Raw genomic sequence first — 19,852 nt, 5'->3', positions numbered from 1 at the left:
GTTAACAGGTTACCAACGATCAAACGGGTGTGACCAATCAATGTTCACCTCTTTTTTCGGCTGATAAAGTGGCTCTTCCGTGCCGTAAATTTTACGCTCCATCGCCTTTTGTTGATCTTGCATTCGTCTTTCAATGGATTCACGCTGACGACGCATTCTTTCTTCAATGGAGGCTTGCTGCTCTTGCATACGGCGTTCAATGGAATGACCTGTGCGAGGCGCTAACCCACGTTGGCGTTTACTTTCTTTAAAACGTTGATTGTAACGTTCTTTTAAATCACGACATTCAGATTCACGAATATTGGTTAAATCGTGTTTTAACTGATTATATTTAAATTGAAAATAACGATACGCATTGGGATCATCATAAATCGTTTTGGCGGAAGCCTTACCGACAATCTTTTCCAACTGCTCATTGATCATCTCTTTCAGCAATTGCTTTTCTAACGCCGTTAACCGATCATCGCCTTGTCGTCCTAATTCTGGTAATAAACAAGCTTCAAGGTTATTTTTTGCCAGAATAAAGCGATTCATCTGCTCGGTAGAAATTTTATAATAGCTTGTCTCTTTTCTTGGATATTCTGTGCGATGTTTAGGCTCCGTTGTCTCAAAAGGCGGTTCATAAGTTGGCTGATACACTGGTCTTTCTGTCGGCTCATATTGAGGATAAGGATAATACGCCACACAAGCACTGAGGCTCACAATAGAGAACATCACCCATAATGGTTTAAACATGATTTTTTCCTCTTGTTTACAATAAAAGCGTCATTTATGGAGCATAGATTTGCTCCTCGCGAAAATTTAGACTTCTTCGACCACAAGAGAAAAAAATAGTTTAAACGCGAGGGTTGAATGCCTAAAAATTAGGCGGATTTTTCACTCAAATACGGATCCTCAAAGCCTAAGCCTTGCATAATCGCCGTTTCCAAGCTTTCCATTTCTTCCGCTTCGTGATCCTCAATGTGATCATAGCCCAGCAAATGCAAACTGCCATGCACCACCATATGTGCCCAATGTGCCATTAAAGGCTTACCTTGTTCTTCCGCTTCTTTTTCCACCACTTGGCGACAAATCACTAAATCGCCCAATAAACTGAGTTCCACCTCATCGGGGCATTCAAAGGGAAAAGAAAGCACATTGGTGGGTTTGTCTTTGCCACGATAAGTCAAATTCAGGTGATGACTTTCCGCTTCATCCACAATACGCACCGTCATTTCCACATCCGATAACGCTGGCTGCACTGCCTGATTTGCCCAGGTTTGAATTTGCGTTTCAGTGGGCAAGTTTTCCGTATTTTCACAGGCAAGTTGTAAATCAATGATGACTTTTTTCATTTAACTTTTCTCATGTTCTGTCTTTTCTAACCGCACTTTTTCAGGGTTTTCCACCGCCACATCTTCTTTCTCTTGGGTTTCTTTTTCCGTGCGGGCTAAACGACGTTGCTCAGCCAGCTCTGCACGGCGAATTTCATCTTGTGCTTCCCACGCATCATAAGCTTGTACCACTTTTGCCACCACAGGATGACGCACAATATCGTTGCTTTCAAAATAGTTAAAGCTCAATTCAGGTACCTTCTCTAACACCTCAATGGCATGACGTAAACCTGATTTTTGGCTACGAGGCAAGTCAATTTGGGTAATATCGCCCGTGATCACCGCTTTGGAATTAAACCCAATACGCGTTAAAAACATTTTCATTTGTTCAACGGTGGTGTTTTGACTTTCATCCAAAATGATAAAGCTATCATTTAAGGTACGCCCACGCATATACGCCAGCGGTGCAATTTCAATCACATTGCGTTCCATTAATTTTTGCACACGTTCAAAGCCAAGCATTTCAAACAAGGCATCATAAAGCGGTCGCAAATAAGGCTCGATTTTCTGCCCTAAATCCCCCGGTAAAAAGCCGAGTTTTTCCCCTGCTTCCACCGCAGGACGGGTGAGCAAAATACGGCGAACCTCTTGTTTTTCCAGAGATTCCACTGCGGCTGCCACGGCAAGAAATGTTTTCCCCGTCCCCGCAGGACCAATCCCAAAACTGATGTCATGGCGAAAAATATTATGCAAATAGTGAATTTGGTTGGCACCACGCGGTTTAATTAATCCTCGTTTGGTTTTAATAGACGAGGCATAAACCTTGCTTTCTTCACGCTCATGTTGTGTATCTTGTATTAAAATACGGCTTTCCTGAATCGCAATATGCACATCTTCTAAATCCAGTTCACGAATTTGCCCACGCACGGGAGCCGTCTCCAAATACAAACCTTGAATTAAATTGACCGCACTTTTCAGCAATGCCGCATGATGCGGTTTAGCCTCTTCCTCATTCACTTGAATGGTAAAGGTAAAATTACGGCGAGAAATGGTTAAATTTAATGATTTTTCAATCAGTTGCAAATTCCCTTCATAGGCACCGCATAAGGCTTGTAAACGTGCATTATCCTGCGGTTCAAGGGTGAAGGTTTCGGTGAGTAAGTCGGTCAATGTTAAACCTCAAAAGTAAAAAAGAAAACTTGGGGTATTGTAAAGAGATTGTGGAAAATTTGCTAGGTAAGATTTTGACTGAGAATAATGAATTAAATTCATCGCATAATGTTAGCAATACTCCGAAGAATTGGAGTTTTAGAAAATATCTTTTTTTAATTAACTTATTGAAGAGACTATATAATTTCAAAAAAGCATGCTACATTTTGATGGCGATTTTCACCAATTTTATCATGACGATAAAACATCGTTTAACGAAGACAAGGAAGGAACATATGAAACGCCCACCCTCTATCACCGCCCTTTGCTGGTTCCAAATCTCAACCACCCTACTGGGTCTGTTCGCCTTTTTTGGTTACTTTCTTTCCCCCAATCTCGAACATCAGATTAAACAAGCCCTTATCGACAGCCCTTTTCCCGCCTCCCTCAACCTGATTTTATTTTTTATCTCTGCCTATTTTTGTACTTATGCCGCCGTATTGATGTTTAAAGGTCATCCCCTGGGCAGAAAAATCAGTGTGATATTAGTGATTCTGTCTTTTGCATTTAATCTCATTGAAAGAGATTATTCGCTTGTTAGAATAATGATAAACCTCTTGATTTTATTCATCTTATTCAGACCAAGTACACAGGCGTACTTCGCACAATATGACAAAAAAGCGTCTGAATAAAAAAGACAAAAGAAGACGAACATTGATTCGCCTTCTTTTCTAAATATGGAAGTGGGTTTGTTTTAAAAAGAAACACTACGCCATCGGGACAAATCCACATTTCAAAATTATTTTAAAATCAACCGCACTTTAGCGACTTAAAAATACACATCAACATAATCTGTCACGGGATCACAAGGATTCTTCATTTGTTGCAAACGCCAATATTGACGTTTACCTGTCGCACGGAATTCAAAGTTGCCATTTCGTGTACATGCCTCGCCATTGTTAATATGATCAACACGGGTGACAATTTCCCCTGTAAAAAGAAAGGCTTTTTCGTCGATCACCTTAATTTTGCCAAATAAAGAGACAAAATTCCCATTTACCTTTTGCATCCCTTCAATGCTTAACCCATCGGCATCTCTTAAAATATTCACTGAGCCAAACCTCTCCCAACTCACCCACTGTAAAGAAAGTTTGTGCTTCCCAATCAATTTATTTTCAATTTTAGTTATTTGCTCTGGCGTTAACAACTGAGGTTGAGCATTGACACTTAACCAACAAAAACTTCCCAAAAGCACAACGCCTAGCGATTTAACGTAATGCATTTTTTTCATAAATACCCGCCTTATAAAAGAGAAAGTTGATTGTTTATTATACAGCAGTATTGATTAAAAAAGGTTATATCTGAAGCACTTTATTGATAGCGATTGTTAATGTTGTGGTTTGTGATGAATATTTGACATTCTGGAGAAAAGAAAAGGCACCCGTGTGGATACGGGCACCATCGGGTCTCATTTCTCAATCCTACTCACAAAATAAAAAAGACAAAGACAACAAAAATCAGAAAGATAGCGCTCGTCTTTGACGAGTGCTTAGGCTACTTAGATATGACAAGGCACCCGTGTGGACACGGGCACCATCGGGTTCATTTCTCGATTCTACCCGAAAGATAGCACTCGTCTGTGACGAGTGCTTAGACTAATTTAGATGTGACAAGGCACCCGTGTGGACACGGGTGCTATCGGGGTCATCGGGGTGCAACGTATAGGAAACGAAAGATAGCGCTCGTCTTTGACGAGTGCTTAGGCTACTTAGATATGACAAGGCACTCGTGAGACACGAGCGCCATCGGGGTGCAACGTATAGGAAACGAAAGATAGCACTCGTCTGTGACGAGTGCTTAAACTAATTTAGATATGACGAGGCACTCGTGTGGACACGAGCACCATCGGGGGTATATGTGGGGTTCCAATAAGCATACAAACATACAAATATGAATTTTTCTATAACTAAATCAATTTCTCTATTTCAAGTACAATATCTTGACAATTTAGATAATTTTTAGCACTACTGTATTTCCAATCTTCTGCTTGAGAAACAAATCCACTCACAACAGGATTTTGATGGATATAATCTAATTTCTGGTCAAAATATTTTTCGGAGTAAATCTCGATAGGTTGATTGTGATGTTGCCAAAACTGATATTTTTGAACATTAGCACTTTTCTTTCCTGCCCGTTCAAACATCCATAAAAGCCATTCCTTCCTACTTTCTTGCTGATTTTCACTAATCAACTTTAACAAGCCTTTCGCAGTAAATTTCTTAAAACTCTGCAATAATGCCATGGGATTCTTTTCCTTCGCTTGGAATAATAGATGAATATGGCTCGGCATAATACAATACCCATACAGAATCATCCCCTTTTCTTTACAACAAAATGCAAGAGCCTGAATAATTGCCTCAAAATAAATTTCTCTAACAAACACATCTACCCAATAAACCGTTGCAAAACTAACAAAATAAATTCCCTCTGGATTGTTCATTTTATATTTTCTGCTCATTGCCCCAATCCCAATAAAAGTAAATAAAGAAACTCTAAGCAAAAATAGAAATTAAGCATCATTTTGGGGTTTATTTCTCGATCCAACTCACAAAATAAAAAATAAAAAGATAAAAAAAAATCAGAAAGATAGCACTCGTCTTTGACGAGTGCTTAGACTACTTAGATATGACAAGGCACCCGTGTGGACACGGGCGCCATCGAGGGGTGATAAGGCACTCGTATGGATACGAGCGCCATCGAGGGGGTTCATTTTTCGAGCCAATTCACAAAATAAAAAAGAAAAAGATAACAAAAATCAGGAAGATAGCACTCGTCTGTGACGAGTGCTTAGACTAATTTAGATATGACAAGGCACTCGTGTGGACACGAGCGCCATCGAGGAGCTAATCTACTACAGCCACGAATAATAAATATTTTTATTTTATTCATCTTATGCATAACCAAATGCACAAGCATATTTTACAATATAATATGACACAAGAATCGTGTAAATAAAAAACAAAGAAAACATTAATTCGCCTTATTAATATCTAACTATTAATAAAAAAGAAAAGATATCACAGTCATCCATGGCGAGTATTTTAAGTGAATTGGATATGAAAAAAGCACAAGTATGAGCGAAATGCGTTAGTATAAGAAAAATATAATTTTGACCTATTATAATTAATAGTGTAAACTGATGGCGTGAATATAAGCAGATCCTTTACTTTGTTTCGGAGTAAGAATTAATCATGTGGCAATGAGTTTTATTGCTTATATTATCTATTAACTTAATGTAACTTTACAAATAAAACATTAAGTAGAATCCTTAGAGGAATCGCGTAAGAGTGCTTATATTCACACTATCTATTTACAAGGTTAAAGATGAAAACACTAAATAAATTACGTAAATGTGATTCTATTGAAGACTTAATCTCCTCCTTTTCTTTAAAAATCACTGCAAGTCAATTTTCTTATATAGTTTTTCGAGTACAAGATAATGATAAATATCATCAATTCACAATCCCCAAATCAGATGGAACAACAAGAACTATATCCTCTCCCAATAAGACTTTAAAATATTTACAAAAGGAATTTTCAAAAGTTTTTATACAATGTATTACAGAGATTCAACAAAAACACCCATCATACTTAGCTAAAAACCATGCATTTGAAAAATACAAATCAATAGCATCAAATGCATCATTACATAAAAATCAAAAATATCTTCTCAATATAGACATTAAAGATTTTTTTTCCTCCATTCACTATGGTAGAATAATTGGATTTCTGCAAAAAGACAAATATTTCTCCTTACCCGAAAGAACTGCAAAAATTATAGCTAAATTAGCAACTTATCATGGTGTATTACCTCAAGGTTCTCCCCTATCGCCAATCTTAGCATCACTCATAGGAAACATAATTGATACGAGATTATCTATGATAGCTAGAAAGTATCACCTCGTATATACTAGATATGCTGACGATATAACCTTCTCCTCAAACAGAGACTTTTCTAAATATTTACTAGATAATAAAAACAATATTTGGCATCCTAATAAGAAGCTAATATCAGCAATAAACCAATGTGGTTTTAGCATTAATATAAAAAAAACTAGATATACTAATCGATATCATAAACAAGTTGTTACTGGAGTCATTGTTAACCGTTTTTTAAATGTCGATAAAAAATATAAAAAGCATTCTAGAGCAATGGTCAATAATTTATTGAGAACAAGTCAGTTCGAAATATATAAAGGAGATAACCATAAGTATATTGGAAATATTGATCAGCTTATTGGTCGTTTAAATCATGCTATATCTATAAAATATAGAGATAGAATTTTGAATATAAACCTTCTTAGTGAAATCAGAAAACATATACAGCTTTCACTTAAACGAAATTTAACTAATATAATCCAATACAATAGAGAAACTGATAAAATAAAAAAACATATTGGAATAGATAGGCTAGAGCATAGTTTTGATATTAATAATGAACAAGTTAAAAAATATTTAGATTTCATACAAAAAAAAGATGAAAAACTATACCCCCCAGACAATCAAATTAAGTTACTAAGGAATGTTTTATTCTATAAATATTTTATAGGTATTGAATCAACATATATTTTCACAGAAGGTAAAACTGACCATGTATATTTAAAATATGCATTTCAATCATTAAACTTTACAAAAAATGTAAAAATAATTAAACATAATTCTAATCTTGAGAAATTAGGATTAAGTGGAGGAACAGCCCCAATAAAAAAATTTATTGACACCGCTTATACTAATAATTCCTATGTCGATTTTGATAAAATAAGTATAAAGCCTAAATATCCTGTAATATTTTTATTAGATTATGATGATGGACTAAAAAATATAAAAACACACATAGATAAGCATTTTAATATAGGCGATCAGTTTGCTCATATTAAAGAAAATATTTATATCCTTTTACTGGAAAAACTAACTTGTCAACAAGAAAAACACAGTTACAATGAAAAAAATAAACAAACTTGCATTGAAAACCTTATTTACTACAATAATTCAAAAATAATGATAAATCACGACAATCATGATTGTGTTATTTTTGATGGGGAAAAAATATCAAAAAATGATTTCGCCATTAAGGTTAGAGAAAATAAAAATTCTTTTAATTTCAACCAATTTACTTCATTAATAACCGAAATTAGAAATATAGAAAATCATTTCAAAACAAAAGTAAAATTAGATTAAAAGCACGTACAATACTATACGTGCTTTATTACGAATTTATTTTAGCACCACCCTCGCATTTCTAAACAATCTCATCCACGCCCCATCTTCACTCCAATCTTCTGGGTGCCATGAGTTAGAAACCGTACGGAATACACGTTCTGGGTGTGGCATCATGATGGCGACACGGCCGTCTTGGTTAGACAATGCGGTGATGCCTTCTACGGAGCCATTTGGGTTGGCTGGGTAGATTTCCGTTGGGTTGAGGTTGTTGTCGATGTATTGTGCCACGATTAAGTTTTGATCTTTTAACATCTGTAACTGTTGATCGTGCTTGAACTCGACACGTCCTTCACCGTGCGACACTGCAATTGGCATATGGGAACCTGCCATGCCTTGGAACCAAAGTGAGTTTGTTTCATTAATACGCACTAATGCTGCACGAGCTTCGAAACGCTCGGATTTATTACGCACGAAACGTGGCCAAGCCTCTGTACCTGGGATAATGTCAGCAAGGTTGGAAACCATTTGGCAGCCGTTACATACCCCTAAGGTGAGGGTGTTTGGATTGGCAAAGAATTCGCTAAATTGATCACGCAACATTGGGTTAAATAGGATGGATTTCGCCCAACCACCACCAGCACCCAGTACGTCACCATAAGAGAAACCGCCACAAGCTACTAAGGCATTGAAGTCTTTTAAGTTGTAGCGAGCGTTGTGTAAATCGCTCATGTGTACGTCAATCGCCTCAAAGCCAGCACGGTCAAAGGCGGCTGCCATTTCATAATGGCTGTTTACGCCCTGTTCACGTAAGATCGCAATGCGAGGTTTTTTACCTGTGGCAATATAAGGGGCGGCGATATCTTCATTGATATCGTAAGTTAAATGAGCCGATAACCCTTTGTTTTCAGGATCTTTCTTCGTTTCAAATTCTTGATCGGCACATTCTGGGTTATCACGTAAACGTTGCATTTGGTGGGTTAATTCCGCCCAAATGCCTCGCAATTCAGAACGTTTTTGGCTGAATAATAATTTGGTGCCACGAGAAATTTCGATACAATCATCTGTTGTCACTTCCCCTAATTCTTTAGTTAAGTGGATTAAACCATGTTGCGATAACACCTCACGCACATAGCTTAAATCACTTTCACGCACTTGAATCACCGCACCTAATTCTTCGTTGAATAACACCGCAAGATCGTTATCGCCTAATGCACTGATATGGATCGATAAACCACAGTTACCCGCAAACGCCATTTCGGCAAGGGTGGCAATTAAACCGCCGTCTGAACGGTCGTGGTAGGCTAAGAGTTTTTGCTCTGCCACTAAGGCTTGCATCGCATTAAAGAAGTTTTTCAAATTTTCAACGTTCACCACATCCGCAGGTTTATCACCAAGTTGTTTATACACTTGGGCAAGTGCGGTTGCCCCTAGGCGATTTTTTCCTTCACCTAAGTCGATTAATAATAAGCGACTATGACCTTTGTCTGTGCGTAATTGTGGTGTAACGGTTTTACGAACATCTTCTACACGAGCGAATGCACTGATGACAAGTGATAATGGAGCAGTTACGGTTTTTTGTTCACCGTTTTCGTTCCAAGTGGTTTTCATTGACATGGAATCTTTGCCCACAGGAATGGTTAAGCCAAGTTGTGGACAAAGCTCTTCACCCACAGCTTTCACCGCTTGGTATAAGCCTGCATCTTCCCCTTCGTGACCTGCGGCAGACATCCAGTTTGCCGATAATTTAATGCGTTTAATATCACCAATGTTAGTGGCAGCAATGTTGGTAATGGATTCTGCCACCGCTAAACGGGCTGAAGCGGCGAAATCGAGTAATGCCACTGGGGCACGTTCACCCATGGACATGGCTTCACCGTGATAACTGTCTAAACTGGCGGTGGTTACCGCACAGTCTGCCACTGGGATTTGCCATGGACCGACCATTTGATCTCGTGCCACCATACCTGTTACAGAACGGTCACCAATGGTAATTAAGAAGGTTTTTTCTGCGACAACAGGTAAGCGTAACACTCGGTGGAACGCTTCTTTTAAATCGATCTGGGATTGATCTAAAACGCTACCTTCTACCGTTTTTGATTGCACATCACGAGTCATTTTTGGCGTTTTACCCAATAACACGTTCATTGGTAAATCGATTGGGTCATTACCGAAATGATCATCGTGTAGGGTTAAATGTTCTTGCTCGGTGGCTTCACCAATCACCGCAAAAGGGGCACGTTCACGTTCACAAAGTGCGGTAAATAATTCGAGTTTTTCAGGAGCGACCGCTAACACATAGCGTTCTTGTGATTCGTTACACCAGATTTCTAACGGGCTCATGCCACGCTCATCACTTAAGATCTTGCGTAGTTCAAATTTCCCGCCACGGCCACCATCATGCACAAGTTCTGGCATGGCATTGGATAAACCGCCTGCCCCCACATCATGAATAAAGAGAATCGGGTTATCCTCACCTAACTGCCAGCAACGGTCAATCACTTCTTGGCAACGACGTTCCATTTCTGGGTTATCACGTTGTACGGAAGCAAAATCTAAATCTTCTTTTGATTTACCTGATGCCATTGAAGATGCTGCACCGCCACCTAAGCCGATATTCATCGCTGGGCCACCCAACACGATTAATTTTGCACCGACTGGGATTTCACCTTTTTGTACGTGTTCCGCACGGATATTCCCAATACCCCCTGCTAACATAATGGGTTTGTGGTAACCACGCACTTCTTCGCCAGCAAAGCTGTTTACTTTTTCTTCATAAGTACGGAAATAACCTAATAACGCAGGGCGACCAAATTCGTTGTTAAATGCCGCACCACCTAAAGGCCCTTCGATCATAATATCAAGTGCAGAAGCAATGCGATTTGGTTTAGACAGTGGATTTTCCCAAGGTTGTTCAAAGCCTGGGATCACTAAGTTAGACACGGAGAAGCCCACTAAACCTGCTTTAGGTTTCGCCCCACGCCCCGTTGCACCTTCATCACGAATTTCACCGCCTGAACCTGTTGCCGCACCTGGGAATGGAGAAATGGCGGTTGGGTGGTTGTGCGTTTCCACTTTCATTAAGATGTGTGCATCTTCGTGGTGATAACGATATTGCCCATCTTGATCAGGGAAGAAACGCCCAATTTTTGAACCTTCCATCACGGCGGCGTTATCTTTATAGGCAGAAAGCACATGTTCTGGGGTTTTCTCGAAGGTATTTTTGATCATTTTAAACAGGGATTTTTCTTGTTTTTCCCCGTCGATGATCCAATCTGCGTTAAAAATTTTATGACGGCAATGTTCAGAGTTTGCTTGGGCGAACATATAAAGTTCAATATCGTTTGGATTACGCCCCAATGCCGTGAAATTTTCCACTAAATAATCAATTTCATCTTCTGCAAGTGCAAGCCCTAGTTCAACGTTCGCACTTTCTAATGCTTGACGACCGCCTGTTAAAATATCCACGGTGGTGAACGGTTTCGGAGCTTGTTGATCAAACAACACTTTTGCTTCTTCAGGGGTGTGAATAATGCCCTCTAACATTCTGTCATGAATGTGGGAAAGTAGGTTTTGTTGTTCCTCGGTGGATAAAGTGCGGTCAAATTCAAAATAAAAAGCAAGACCACGCTCTAATCGATTTACTTTATTTAATCCACAATTATGAGCAATATCAGTAGCTTTTGATGACCAAGAAGAAATGGTGCCAATACGTGGGATCACAATAAAACATTTGCCAACAGGTGCGTGTTCAGCAAGAGTTGGACCATAATGTAAAAGTTGACGAAGTTTTGCTGTTTCGTCTTCCGTTAAATGCTCAGATACCTCTGCAAAATGCAGATATTCGGCATAACAAGATTTCACAGGAAGATCGGCTTTTTGGAAACGGATTGCAAGTTGATTTAAACGAAATTCAGACAGTGCTGGTGAGCCACGAAAAATTTGTAACATAAAATTGGCCTTGTTGAGTTAAAAAATTGAAAAAAACGTGGCTATTATAAAGGGAAATCACAAAAAACGAAAACGTTTGCGTGTATATTTATCAAAGGCGGTTCAAGGGTGAAAAGTGCGGTGTATTTTGGAAAAATTTTCAGCACATTGGGAGGGAATTTTAAACAAAAAACAAGCGTTTTTATGGTGGGCAAATCATTGAAGTGCGTCTTTCACAGCAATGAGAAAAAGTGCGGTTATCGTTAAAAAATTTTCAAACAAAAAGGACGAACAATTTGTTCGCCCTCTCTTAAATGTCAAATTAAAAAAATCCGTCAGAATTAACCCATACCGTATTTTTTTAATTTTTTACGCAATGTACCACGGTTAATACCTAACATGGTTGCTGCACGAGTTTGGTTACCACGAGTATATTGCATAACCATATCTAACATAGGGTGTTCAACTTCCGCTAACACTAATTCATAAAGCTCATTGACATCTTGACCATCTAATTGTGATAAGTAGTTGCGTAACGCTTGTTTTACAGAATCACGTAATGGTTTGTTCGTGACTTGAGATTGTGAATTTAATACTGATACGGTTAATGCATCAGCTGGATTACGTTGTTGTTCTAACATTGTTTTCTTTATCCATCAGAATCAAATTAAAAAAATCTTCTAATGCAATTAACTGCTCATCTGGCGAGGTAATGGCATTAAAAGCCTGTCTAAAAACGGAATCAGGTTGAATTCCCTGTAAATACCAAGCTACATGTTTGCGAGCAATTCGATACCCTTTTTCTGCACCATAGAACTGATGAAGATCACGGATATGTTGTAAAATCACTCCACATTTTTCATCTAAACTTGGTTCCAAACCGATCGAATTTTTGTCGATTAGACTCTCCACGAGATTAAAAATCCAAGGATTGCCTAAGGCCCCACGCCCGATCATCACTGCGTCAGCATTGGTATAATCGAGGACAAACTTCGCTTTTTCTGCACTCGTAATATCCCCATTAGCGATAACAGGAATCGAAATATGTTGCTTCACTGCTTTAATGCTGTCGTATTCCGCATTCCCTTCGAACATGCAAGTTTTTGTGCGTCCATGAATTGTTAATGCTTGAATACCACTTTGCTCTGCAATTTTAGCGATGTCTAAGCAATTTCGATGGTTTTTATCCCACCCCGTTCGGATTTTTAATGTCACGGGGACATTCACGGCTTTCACGACAGCTTCAAGAATTTGCTGGACTAAATGAGGATATTGTAAAAGCGCGGAGCCTGCCATTTTCCTATTTACTTTTTTGGCTGGGCAGCCCATATTGATATCAATAATCTCTGCCCCATATTCCACATTTACTTGAGCAGCCAGTGCCATTTCATTGGGATCACAACCCGCTATTTGCACAGCGTTAATGCCTGCATCTTGATGGTGTGCCAAACGCAACTTCGATTTTTCAGTGTGCCAAACTTGTGGATTGGTGGACATCATTTCTGAAAAGGTTAAACCTGCACCATAACTTGCACAGATTCGTCGAAAAGGTTGGTCAGTAATGCCTGCCATTGGCGCTAAAAGTACGCGATTTTTAATCTGATAAGAACCAATCCGCACTTTACTTCCTCACAAACATCAAAGCCAAAATATCCGCCAATCGGGCACCCTAATCGATAAGGGTCGCTATCATACGCACTTTTCATGCATTTGAAAAGCATATTTTTTATACAAAAAGCATTTTTTTTGGATTTTTTGATTTTAATTAAAGAATTTGGGGATTATTTGTATAGATTTTAAATAATTCTTGCCAACTTCCCCTTCTTTTTCAGTCTTTTATATATAACGCTATATATCGCAACAGTTTATGCTTATTTCAATTTCCCCGTGATACGACACCACTCTTCACATTCTATGACAGGATCAAGTGCAAAAGATTCACAATAAGCATCAAAAACAGATTGTGCTTGCGTGGCTAAAATGCCAGATAAACCTAATTTCCCGTTTGGTTTCACCAGTTGGCTAATGATGGGGTAAAGTTCTTTGAGTGGTCCAGCCAAAATATTCGCCACCACCACATCGGCTTTTAAGTCTGTCGGTTTTTCATCAGATAAGAAGAGTTGTAAACGATCTGCCACACCATTTTGTTCTGCATTATTTCGGCTGGCTAAAATCGCCTGTGGATCAATATCAATGCCAATAGCCTGCTTTGCCCCTAATTTTAATGCTGCAATGGCTAAAATGCCGGAACCACAACCAAAATCAATAATCGTTTTATCGGTTAAATCCAGGCTATCTAACCACTCTAAACATAATGCGGTGGTCGGGTGGGTACCCGTGCCAAAAGCTAATCCTGGATCGAGCATAACGTTGACCGCATTCACATCAGGCACTTCACGCCAGCTTGGACAGATCCATAACCGTTTGCCAAATTGCATAGGGTGGAAGTTATCCATCCATTCACGTTCCCAATCTTTATCTTCAATTTGTTCGATTTTGTAAGCGGTATTTTCATCCAGATAAGCCGCCTCTTTCAGTAAATGCACAATGTGTTGCATCTCCGTTTCTGCATCAAAGAGTGCCACCACATCCGTATTTCCCCATAAACGCGTTTCTCCCGGTAATGGCTCAAAAATAGGGGTGTCTTGGCTATCCATAAAGGTGACTGAAACCGCCCCAATCTCCGCTAAATAATCACTCATATTTTCTGCTTGCGTATTAGTACTATTAATACGAATTTGAACCCAAGCCATTTTTATTCCTCCAGTTGTTTATGTTTCACTCGAAAACGGTGCTGTTATCGTCAGAATGGTTTTCGTGCGAAACGGATTTTTGTTCAAAATAATGAAGGCAGACACATCGGTCTGCCTATTTTTGTTTCTCTTTCTTGGGTTAGCACTTAGTTTGCTACTTTGCTTTCACCGATTTTGTTACCAATGAGGAAAGCAATCAACCCAAACAATAAGGCTGGCACAATGGCATGGAAGTTAAGCAATTTAATCGCAGATGCCGTTAACCCAATGTAAGAGCCTAAGCCAACAATCATTGAGAAGATCGCACCATACGCATTGGCTTTTTTCCAATATAGCCCTAGCAACATCACCCATAAGAATGTAGTTTCAAGTCCACCTAACGCAAAAAGGTTTAACCAAATAAGCATATCTGGTGGATTTAATGTTGCCAATGTCACCAACACAGTTAATAGTAATGTGGCTAAAAGAGAGAAGTGTTTTACACGTTTCTCGTTTTTCACTTCTTCAGGTCTGAAGCGTAAGTAAAGATCTTTAATTAAGGTTGAAGACATTTGGATCAGGATAGAGTCAATCGATGACATGATTGCAGCCATCGGTGCGGCTAAGAAAATCCCTGCTGCCATTGGTGGCAAGACTTGAATCATCAAGGTTGGGATAATTTTATCTGTCACCGATAATTCTGGCACCACAGCACGACCTAAAGCCCCTGCCAAATGCATACCTAACATCAGTAAAGCGATCACAAGCGTACCGATCACAATCCCACTATGCAGTGCTTTACTGTTTTTATAAGACATGGCACGCACCACTGTATGTGGCAAGCCTAATAAACCAAAGCACACCAACACCCAGAAAGACGCCATAAAGGTAAAATCTAACGGTCTTGCATCAATACCATAAGGGGTAATTAAGTTCGGGTCGATCACCTCTAAGGTATCAATAATTTGGCTGACACCGCCACCCGCATAAATCACACCGAATAAAAGTAAGAATGTACCGATCAACATGATGAGCCCTTGAATGGTATCAGTTAACACCACGGCTCTGAAGCCACCAATCAAGGTGTAGATCCCAACTGTTGCGGCAAAAATTAAGACAGAAAGACGATAATCAATATTGAGTGTGGTTTCTAACAAACGCCCAACCCCAATAAATTGCACCGCCATCATAATAAAGAAGGAAAATAATAAAGAGAGGCTCGCAAGTAATACAATTGTATTGTTTTTATAACGGGCAAATAAAATATCATTCACCGTTAAACTGTTGTTTTCTCTTGCCCACATGGCAAATTTTTTGCCCAATACGCCAAGAGTAAACAACACCACAGGGACTTGTATCATCGCTAATAATACCCAGCCTAAACCGAATTTATATGCGGCACCAGGTCCACCAATAAAAGAGCTCGCACCCACATAAGTGGCGGCAGTTGTCATGGCTAAAACAAAGCCTGACATAGAGCGACTACCTACATAATATTCACTTAAAAAGTTACCTTTTTGTCTTTTGGCATAAGCATAGTAGGCAACACCAAAAACAAAACACAAATACAGGCATAACGGAATAATAATGCTATAGTTCATCTTGATCCCCTTCTAAATCAATATCACGGAAAACACATTTGATACAAACGTAAACGATAAAGGTAAAGAGAAGAGGAAGATAAAGGCAGGAAAACTCAAACCAAAGTGGGAAATCAAGAAATCCTTTTGTGTTGGGTAATCCATAGGCACAAATACACCAACCAACCATATATAAAATGGTCAACCCAAACGCCCAGAGCGCTTCTTTTGTTGCTTGCTTATAGCGGATATTAAGAGTCATTTTATTAAGTCCTTGTAAAACGAATAAGAAAAGTGGATAAATCCACTTTTCTTCTCTCATACTTACTTACTGCCAATTAATCTCGCATACCAAGTTTTTTCTCAAGGTAGTGAATATTTGTTCCGCCCTTTTGAAAATTCTCATCTGCTAAAATTAACTCATGTAACGGAATATTAGTTTTAATTCCCGTTAGAATGGTTTCCCCTAATGCATTTTGCATACGGCGAATTGCCACTTCACGGCTATCACCATAGGTGATGAGCTTGGCAATCATCGAATCATAATGTGGCGGTACGGTATAGCCAGCGTAAACATGAGAATCCCAACGAACACCTAAACCACCTGGAGAATGTAAATGATCCACTTTACCCGGTGATGGCAAGAACGTTTTTGGATCTTCTGCATTGATACGACATTCAATCGCATGACCACGTACTTTCACATCTTCTTGTTTAATTGAAATCGGCAAGCCTGCTGCAATACGTAATTGTTCTTTCACTAAGTCAACCCCTGTAATCATTTCTGTTACTGGGTGTTCAACCTGAATACGGGTATTCATTTCAATGAAATAAAATTCACCGTTTTCATACAAGAACTCAAACGTACCTGCACCACGATAACCAATTTCAATACAAGCCTTGGCACAACGCTCACCAATATCACGACGGACTTCCTCCGAAATACCTGGTGCGGGTGCTTCTTCTACCACTTTTTGGTGGCGACGTTGCATTGAACAATCACGCTCTGCTAAATAAATCGCATTGCCGTGAGTATCTGCTAAAACTTGAATTTCAATATGGCGAGGATTTTCCAAATATTTTTCCATATACACCATATCATTATTAAAAGCCGCTTTGGCTTCCGCTTTGGTCATGGCGATAGATTCTTCTAACGATGCTTCATCACGCACCACACGCATACCACGACCGCCGCCACCACCTGAAGCTTTAATAATGACAGGATAACCAATACGTTTTGCAATTTCTTTATTTTTTGCCATGTCTGTCCCGACGGGACCATCAGAACCTGGTACACAAGGTACACCTGATTTTTTCATGGCTTCAATGGCTGACACTTTGTCCCCCATTAAACGAATCACATCTGCGGTTGGACCAATAAAGATAAATCCTGAACGTTCTACTTGTTCCGCAAAATCTGCATTTTCAGATAAAAAACCATAACCTGGGTGAATTGCATCTGCCCCCGTCACTTCGGCGGCAGCAATAATGGCAGGAATATTCAAATAACTTTTGGCTGAAGGCGCTGGGCCAATACAAACGGTTTCATCGGCAAGTAACACGTGTTTGAGTTCACGGTCTGCTGTGGAATGTACCGCAACGGTTTTAATGCCTAATTCTTTGCAAGCACGCAGAATACGTAACGCAATTTCACCACGATTGGCAATAACAACTTTCTCTAACATAAGAAAATTCCACTTGTGAGTTAAATAGTCAGAACACTATTTAAAAATAGATTGATTATGAAAAATAAGCGATATCACATCGCTTATTTAGATTTAATGGTTTTAATTATTCAATGATGATGAGTTTTTCATCAAACTCAACGGCTTCACCGTCATTAATTAAAATCGCTTTCACCACACCTGCTTTATCCGCTTCGATACGGTTCATCATTTTCATGGCTTCCACAATGCAAAGTGCATCACCCACTTTCACGCTTTGTCCGACTTCAATGAATGGCTTCGCTTCTGGACTTGGACTGCGGTAGAACGTCCCAACCATTGGTGAACGAATCGCATGACCCGAGACTTCCTCTGTGTTGACTGCCACAGCAGGGGCAGCAACAGGTGCCGCGGCAACTGGTGCAACTGGTGCTGGTGCTTGCACAGGTAAGTTATATTGCACCGCAGATGGGGCAACGGAACCACGATTAATACGAACAGATTCCTCCCCTTCAGAAATCTCTAATTCCATAATGCCCGATTCTTCTACTAATTCGATCAGTTTTTTTATTTTACGAATGTCCATAATTATGTCCTAACATATTATTTTTTTGATCGCACTTTAAGACTTATGGTAAGACTTAAAGCACAAATTGGTTAATACTACATCTCGTGCGAGAGATTACATGAAAACCGACAACTTTGCGATAAAATTCTGCAATTTTCTTGAATTTAAGCCTTTTCTGACAGGAAATCTAAGGCAAATTGTAAGGCAAATTCATACCCTTTTGCCCCTAATCCGCAGATCACCCCTTCTGCTACATCACTAAAATAAGAATGATGACGGAAAGGCTCACGTTTATGTACATTGGATAAATGCACTTCCACAAAGGGAATCGCAACAGCCAATAAAGCATCACGCAACGCCACACTCGTGTGGGTGAAAGCGGCAGGATTTATAATAATGAAATCCACCTGTTGAAAACTTTGGTGAATTTTATCAATCAGCTTTTCTTCACTGTTGGCTTGAAAACACACTAGCTCCACTTGTGCTTGTTGTGCAAATGCTTGCAGACGTTGCTCAATCGCCGATAGCGATAAGCGACCGTAATGTTTCGGCTCTCTCGCCCCTAACATATTTAAATTGGGGCCATTTAATAGCAAGATACGTGATTTTGGCGACATAATAGATTCCTAATTTAAGCTCAGGGATTATAACGATTTTTTCTGAAATAACAGCATTTTGGTGGTCTTATCAGTCTGTCGCCGCAATTAACTGTATCCATTCAGACGCTAACCCCACTAAAGGTAATGACGAACCTTGCCATGGACGAAGCAGTTGATAATCCATTAAATCTAGAGTATCTAACCCTGGTACGCTATCTGGCGTATATTGCTGAGCAATTCGTGCCAATTGGGTTAATCCAAGGCTACTTTCAATGGAAGAGCTGATCACCGCTTTGACACCTCGTGCCTGTGCTTGTTCAATAAGTGCCACACAACGTTGTAATGAGCCAACTAACGTGGGCTTAATCACAATGGCTTTCACCATCGGATGAAAAAAGTGCGGTGGATTTTGTTGAAATTCCGCTTCCCTCACGGTTTCATCCCATGCAATGGCAATGCCCGTTTCTTCGGCAAATTGAAGACTTTCTGCGGGCGTTTTACAAGGTTCTTCTAAAAATTGAATACGTTGGCGATGTTCAGGCTTCACATATTTAGCAAACATCTGTGCTTTGGCGGGCGTCCAGCTGCGGTTAGCATCCAGACGTAATGCCAAATCAGGAATGGCTTCGAGCAACATATCGGCAATCAGCCCATCACGATTGGCTTCATACATACCCACTTTAATTTTGGCGACTTTTTCGCCTGGCATTTGATCTAATGAGGCATAAAGCTCATCAGGATCCCCATAACAAAGGGGTGCCACTTGATAATTGCCTGCCTCATTCAGCAAGCCTTTCATTTCCGCCAACGCACAGCTTAAGCCAAAAGCCACGGAAGGATACAGATGATCAAGGGGTAATTTGGGCGATCCACTGCCTGCTTCACACCATGTCTTTAACCACGACAAGGCTTGCTGTTTGGCTTGTTCCAGATCTTCTTGGCTAAATTCAGGCAAAGGGGCAATTTCGCCCCAGCCTTCTGCGTCATCACAACACACGTTAACCAACAAGCCTTCACGTTTTTTTAAAAAACGATTACGTAAGATCACTTGGCTATCCACAGGGATAGCATATTGATATAACTGAAATTTTCTCATGTAT

17 protein-coding genes are annotated in these 19,852 nt (G+C 39.6%); 2 read left to right on the top strand and 15 right to left on the bottom strand.

What is annotated here, in order from left to right; genetic code table 11:
* Positions 1-9: 9 nt before the first annotated feature.
* The 3 genes from ACPEEM_RS00325 to ACPEEM_RS00315 form a co-directional block, all read right to left on the bottom strand.
* The gene (locus tag ACPEEM_RS00325; protein WP_424407277.1) at positions 10-735 is read right to left on the bottom strand and encodes a DUF5358 family protein; all 726 of its coding nucleotides are present in this window, start codon (positions 733-735) and stop codon (positions 10-12) included.
* A gap of 128 nt (positions 736-863) precedes the next feature.
* Positions 864-1,334, bottom strand: a complete 471-nt coding sequence (ybeY, locus tag ACPEEM_RS00320) for an rRNA maturation RNase YbeY (RefSeq protein ID WP_424405376.1) — start codon at positions 1,332-1,334, stop codon at positions 864-866.
* The gene (locus tag ACPEEM_RS00315; protein WP_424407275.1) at positions 1,335-2,483 is read right to left on the bottom strand and encodes a PhoH family protein; all 1,149 of its coding nucleotides are present in this window, start codon (positions 2,481-2,483) and stop codon (positions 1,335-1,337) included.
* On the opposite strand from ACPEEM_RS00315, the gene ACPEEM_RS00310 reads away from it, so the two are divergent.
* Positions 2,483-3,154 (top strand): hypothetical protein, encoded by a 672-nt coding sequence (locus ACPEEM_RS00310; RefSeq protein WP_424407273.1) that lies wholly within the window; start codon positions 2,483-2,485, stop codon positions 3,152-3,154. The two genes, ACPEEM_RS00315 and ACPEEM_RS00310, sit on opposite strands and share 1 nt — an antisense overlap.
* 137 nt (positions 3,155-3,291) lie before the next feature.
* Here the strand turns inward: ACPEEM_RS00310 and ACPEEM_RS00305 are convergent, their stop codons facing one another.
* Both ACPEEM_RS00305 and ACPEEM_RS00300 read right to left on the bottom strand, forming a co-directional pair.
* Positions 3,292-3,753 (bottom strand): hypothetical protein, encoded by a 462-nt coding sequence (locus ACPEEM_RS00305; RefSeq protein ID WP_424402382.1) that lies wholly within the window; start codon positions 3,751-3,753, stop codon positions 3,292-3,294.
* 675 nt (positions 3,754-4,428) lie between these two features.
* A complete protein-coding gene (locus ACPEEM_RS00300; RefSeq protein ID WP_424402381.1) occupies positions 4,429-4,980 on the bottom strand; it encodes an REP-associated tyrosine transposase in 552 nt (183 codons plus the stop codon).
* Between the two features lie 866 nt (positions 4,981-5,846).
* Here ACPEEM_RS00300 and ACPEEM_RS00295 point away from each other — a divergent pair.
* Positions 5,847-7,700 (top strand): reverse transcriptase domain-containing protein, encoded by a 1,854-nt coding sequence (locus ACPEEM_RS00295; protein WP_424407271.1) that lies wholly within the window; start codon positions 5,847-5,849, stop codon positions 7,698-7,700.
* Between the two features lie 36 nt (positions 7,701-7,736).
* Here the strand turns inward: ACPEEM_RS00295 and purL are convergent, their stop codons facing one another.
* The 10 genes from purL to menC all read right to left on the bottom strand — a co-directional run bounded on the left by purL (position 7,737) and on the right by menC (position 19,848).
* Complete coding sequence (gene purL, locus ACPEEM_RS00290) at positions 7,737-11,630, bottom strand: phosphoribosylformylglycinamidine synthase (protein WP_424407269.1); 3,894 nt, start codon at positions 11,628-11,630, stop codon at positions 7,737-7,739.
* 320 nt (positions 11,631-11,950) lie between these two features.
* Entirely contained in the window at positions 11,951-12,250 is a 300-nt protein-coding gene (fis, locus tag ACPEEM_RS00285; RefSeq protein ID WP_005723276.1) for a DNA-binding transcriptional regulator Fis, read from the bottom strand.
* Positions 12,231-13,229, bottom strand: a complete 999-nt coding sequence (dusB, locus tag ACPEEM_RS00280) for a tRNA dihydrouridine synthase DusB (protein WP_424402379.1) — start codon at positions 13,227-13,229, stop codon at positions 12,231-12,233. The genes fis and dusB overlap by 20 nt, the downstream gene beginning before the upstream one ends.
* 251 nt (positions 13,230-13,480) lie before the next feature.
* A complete protein-coding gene (gene prmA / locus ACPEEM_RS00275) occupies positions 13,481-14,362 on the bottom strand; it encodes a 50S ribosomal protein L11 methyltransferase (protein WP_424407267.1) in 882 nt (293 codons plus the stop codon).
* Positions 14,363-14,508: 146 nt separating this feature from the next.
* On the bottom strand, positions 14,509-15,942 hold the full coding sequence (panF, locus tag ACPEEM_RS00270; protein ID WP_424407265.1) for a sodium/pantothenate symporter: 1,434 nt from the start codon (positions 15,940-15,942) through the stop codon (positions 14,509-14,511).
* Entirely contained in the window at positions 15,932-16,183 is a 252-nt protein-coding gene (locus ACPEEM_RS00265; RefSeq protein WP_424404150.1) for a YhdT family protein, read from the bottom strand. Before ACPEEM_RS00265 ends, panF begins: the two co-directional genes overlap by 11 nt.
* 76 nt (positions 16,184-16,259) lie before the next feature.
* Positions 16,260-17,606, bottom strand: coding sequence for an acetyl-CoA carboxylase biotin carboxylase subunit (gene accC, locus ACPEEM_RS00260; RefSeq protein ID WP_424405362.1), 1,347 nt, complete (start codon positions 17,604-17,606; stop codon positions 16,260-16,262).
* A gap of 106 nt (positions 17,607-17,712) precedes the next feature.
* On the bottom strand, positions 17,713-18,171 hold the full coding sequence (gene accB / locus ACPEEM_RS00255; RefSeq protein WP_424402375.1) for an acetyl-CoA carboxylase biotin carboxyl carrier protein: 459 nt from the start codon (positions 18,169-18,171) through the stop codon (positions 17,713-17,715).
* Between the two features lie 146 nt (positions 18,172-18,317).
* Positions 18,318-18,770, bottom strand: coding sequence for a type II 3-dehydroquinate dehydratase (aroQ, locus tag ACPEEM_RS00250; protein WP_424402374.1), 453 nt, complete (start codon positions 18,768-18,770; stop codon positions 18,318-18,320).
* Positions 18,771-18,840: 70 nt separating this feature from the next.
* Complete coding sequence (gene menC, locus ACPEEM_RS00245) at positions 18,841-19,848, bottom strand: o-succinylbenzoate synthase (protein WP_424407263.1); 1,008 nt, start codon at positions 19,846-19,848, stop codon at positions 18,841-18,843.
* Positions 19,849-19,852 lie beyond the last annotated feature (4 nt).

Origin of the sequence: Pasteurella pantherarum (assembly GCF_049670885.1) — a bacterium.
GTDB lineage: Bacteria > Pseudomonadota > Gammaproteobacteria > Enterobacterales > Pasteurellaceae > Pasteurella.
This window is presented reverse-complemented; position numbering and strand designations above follow the sequence as displayed.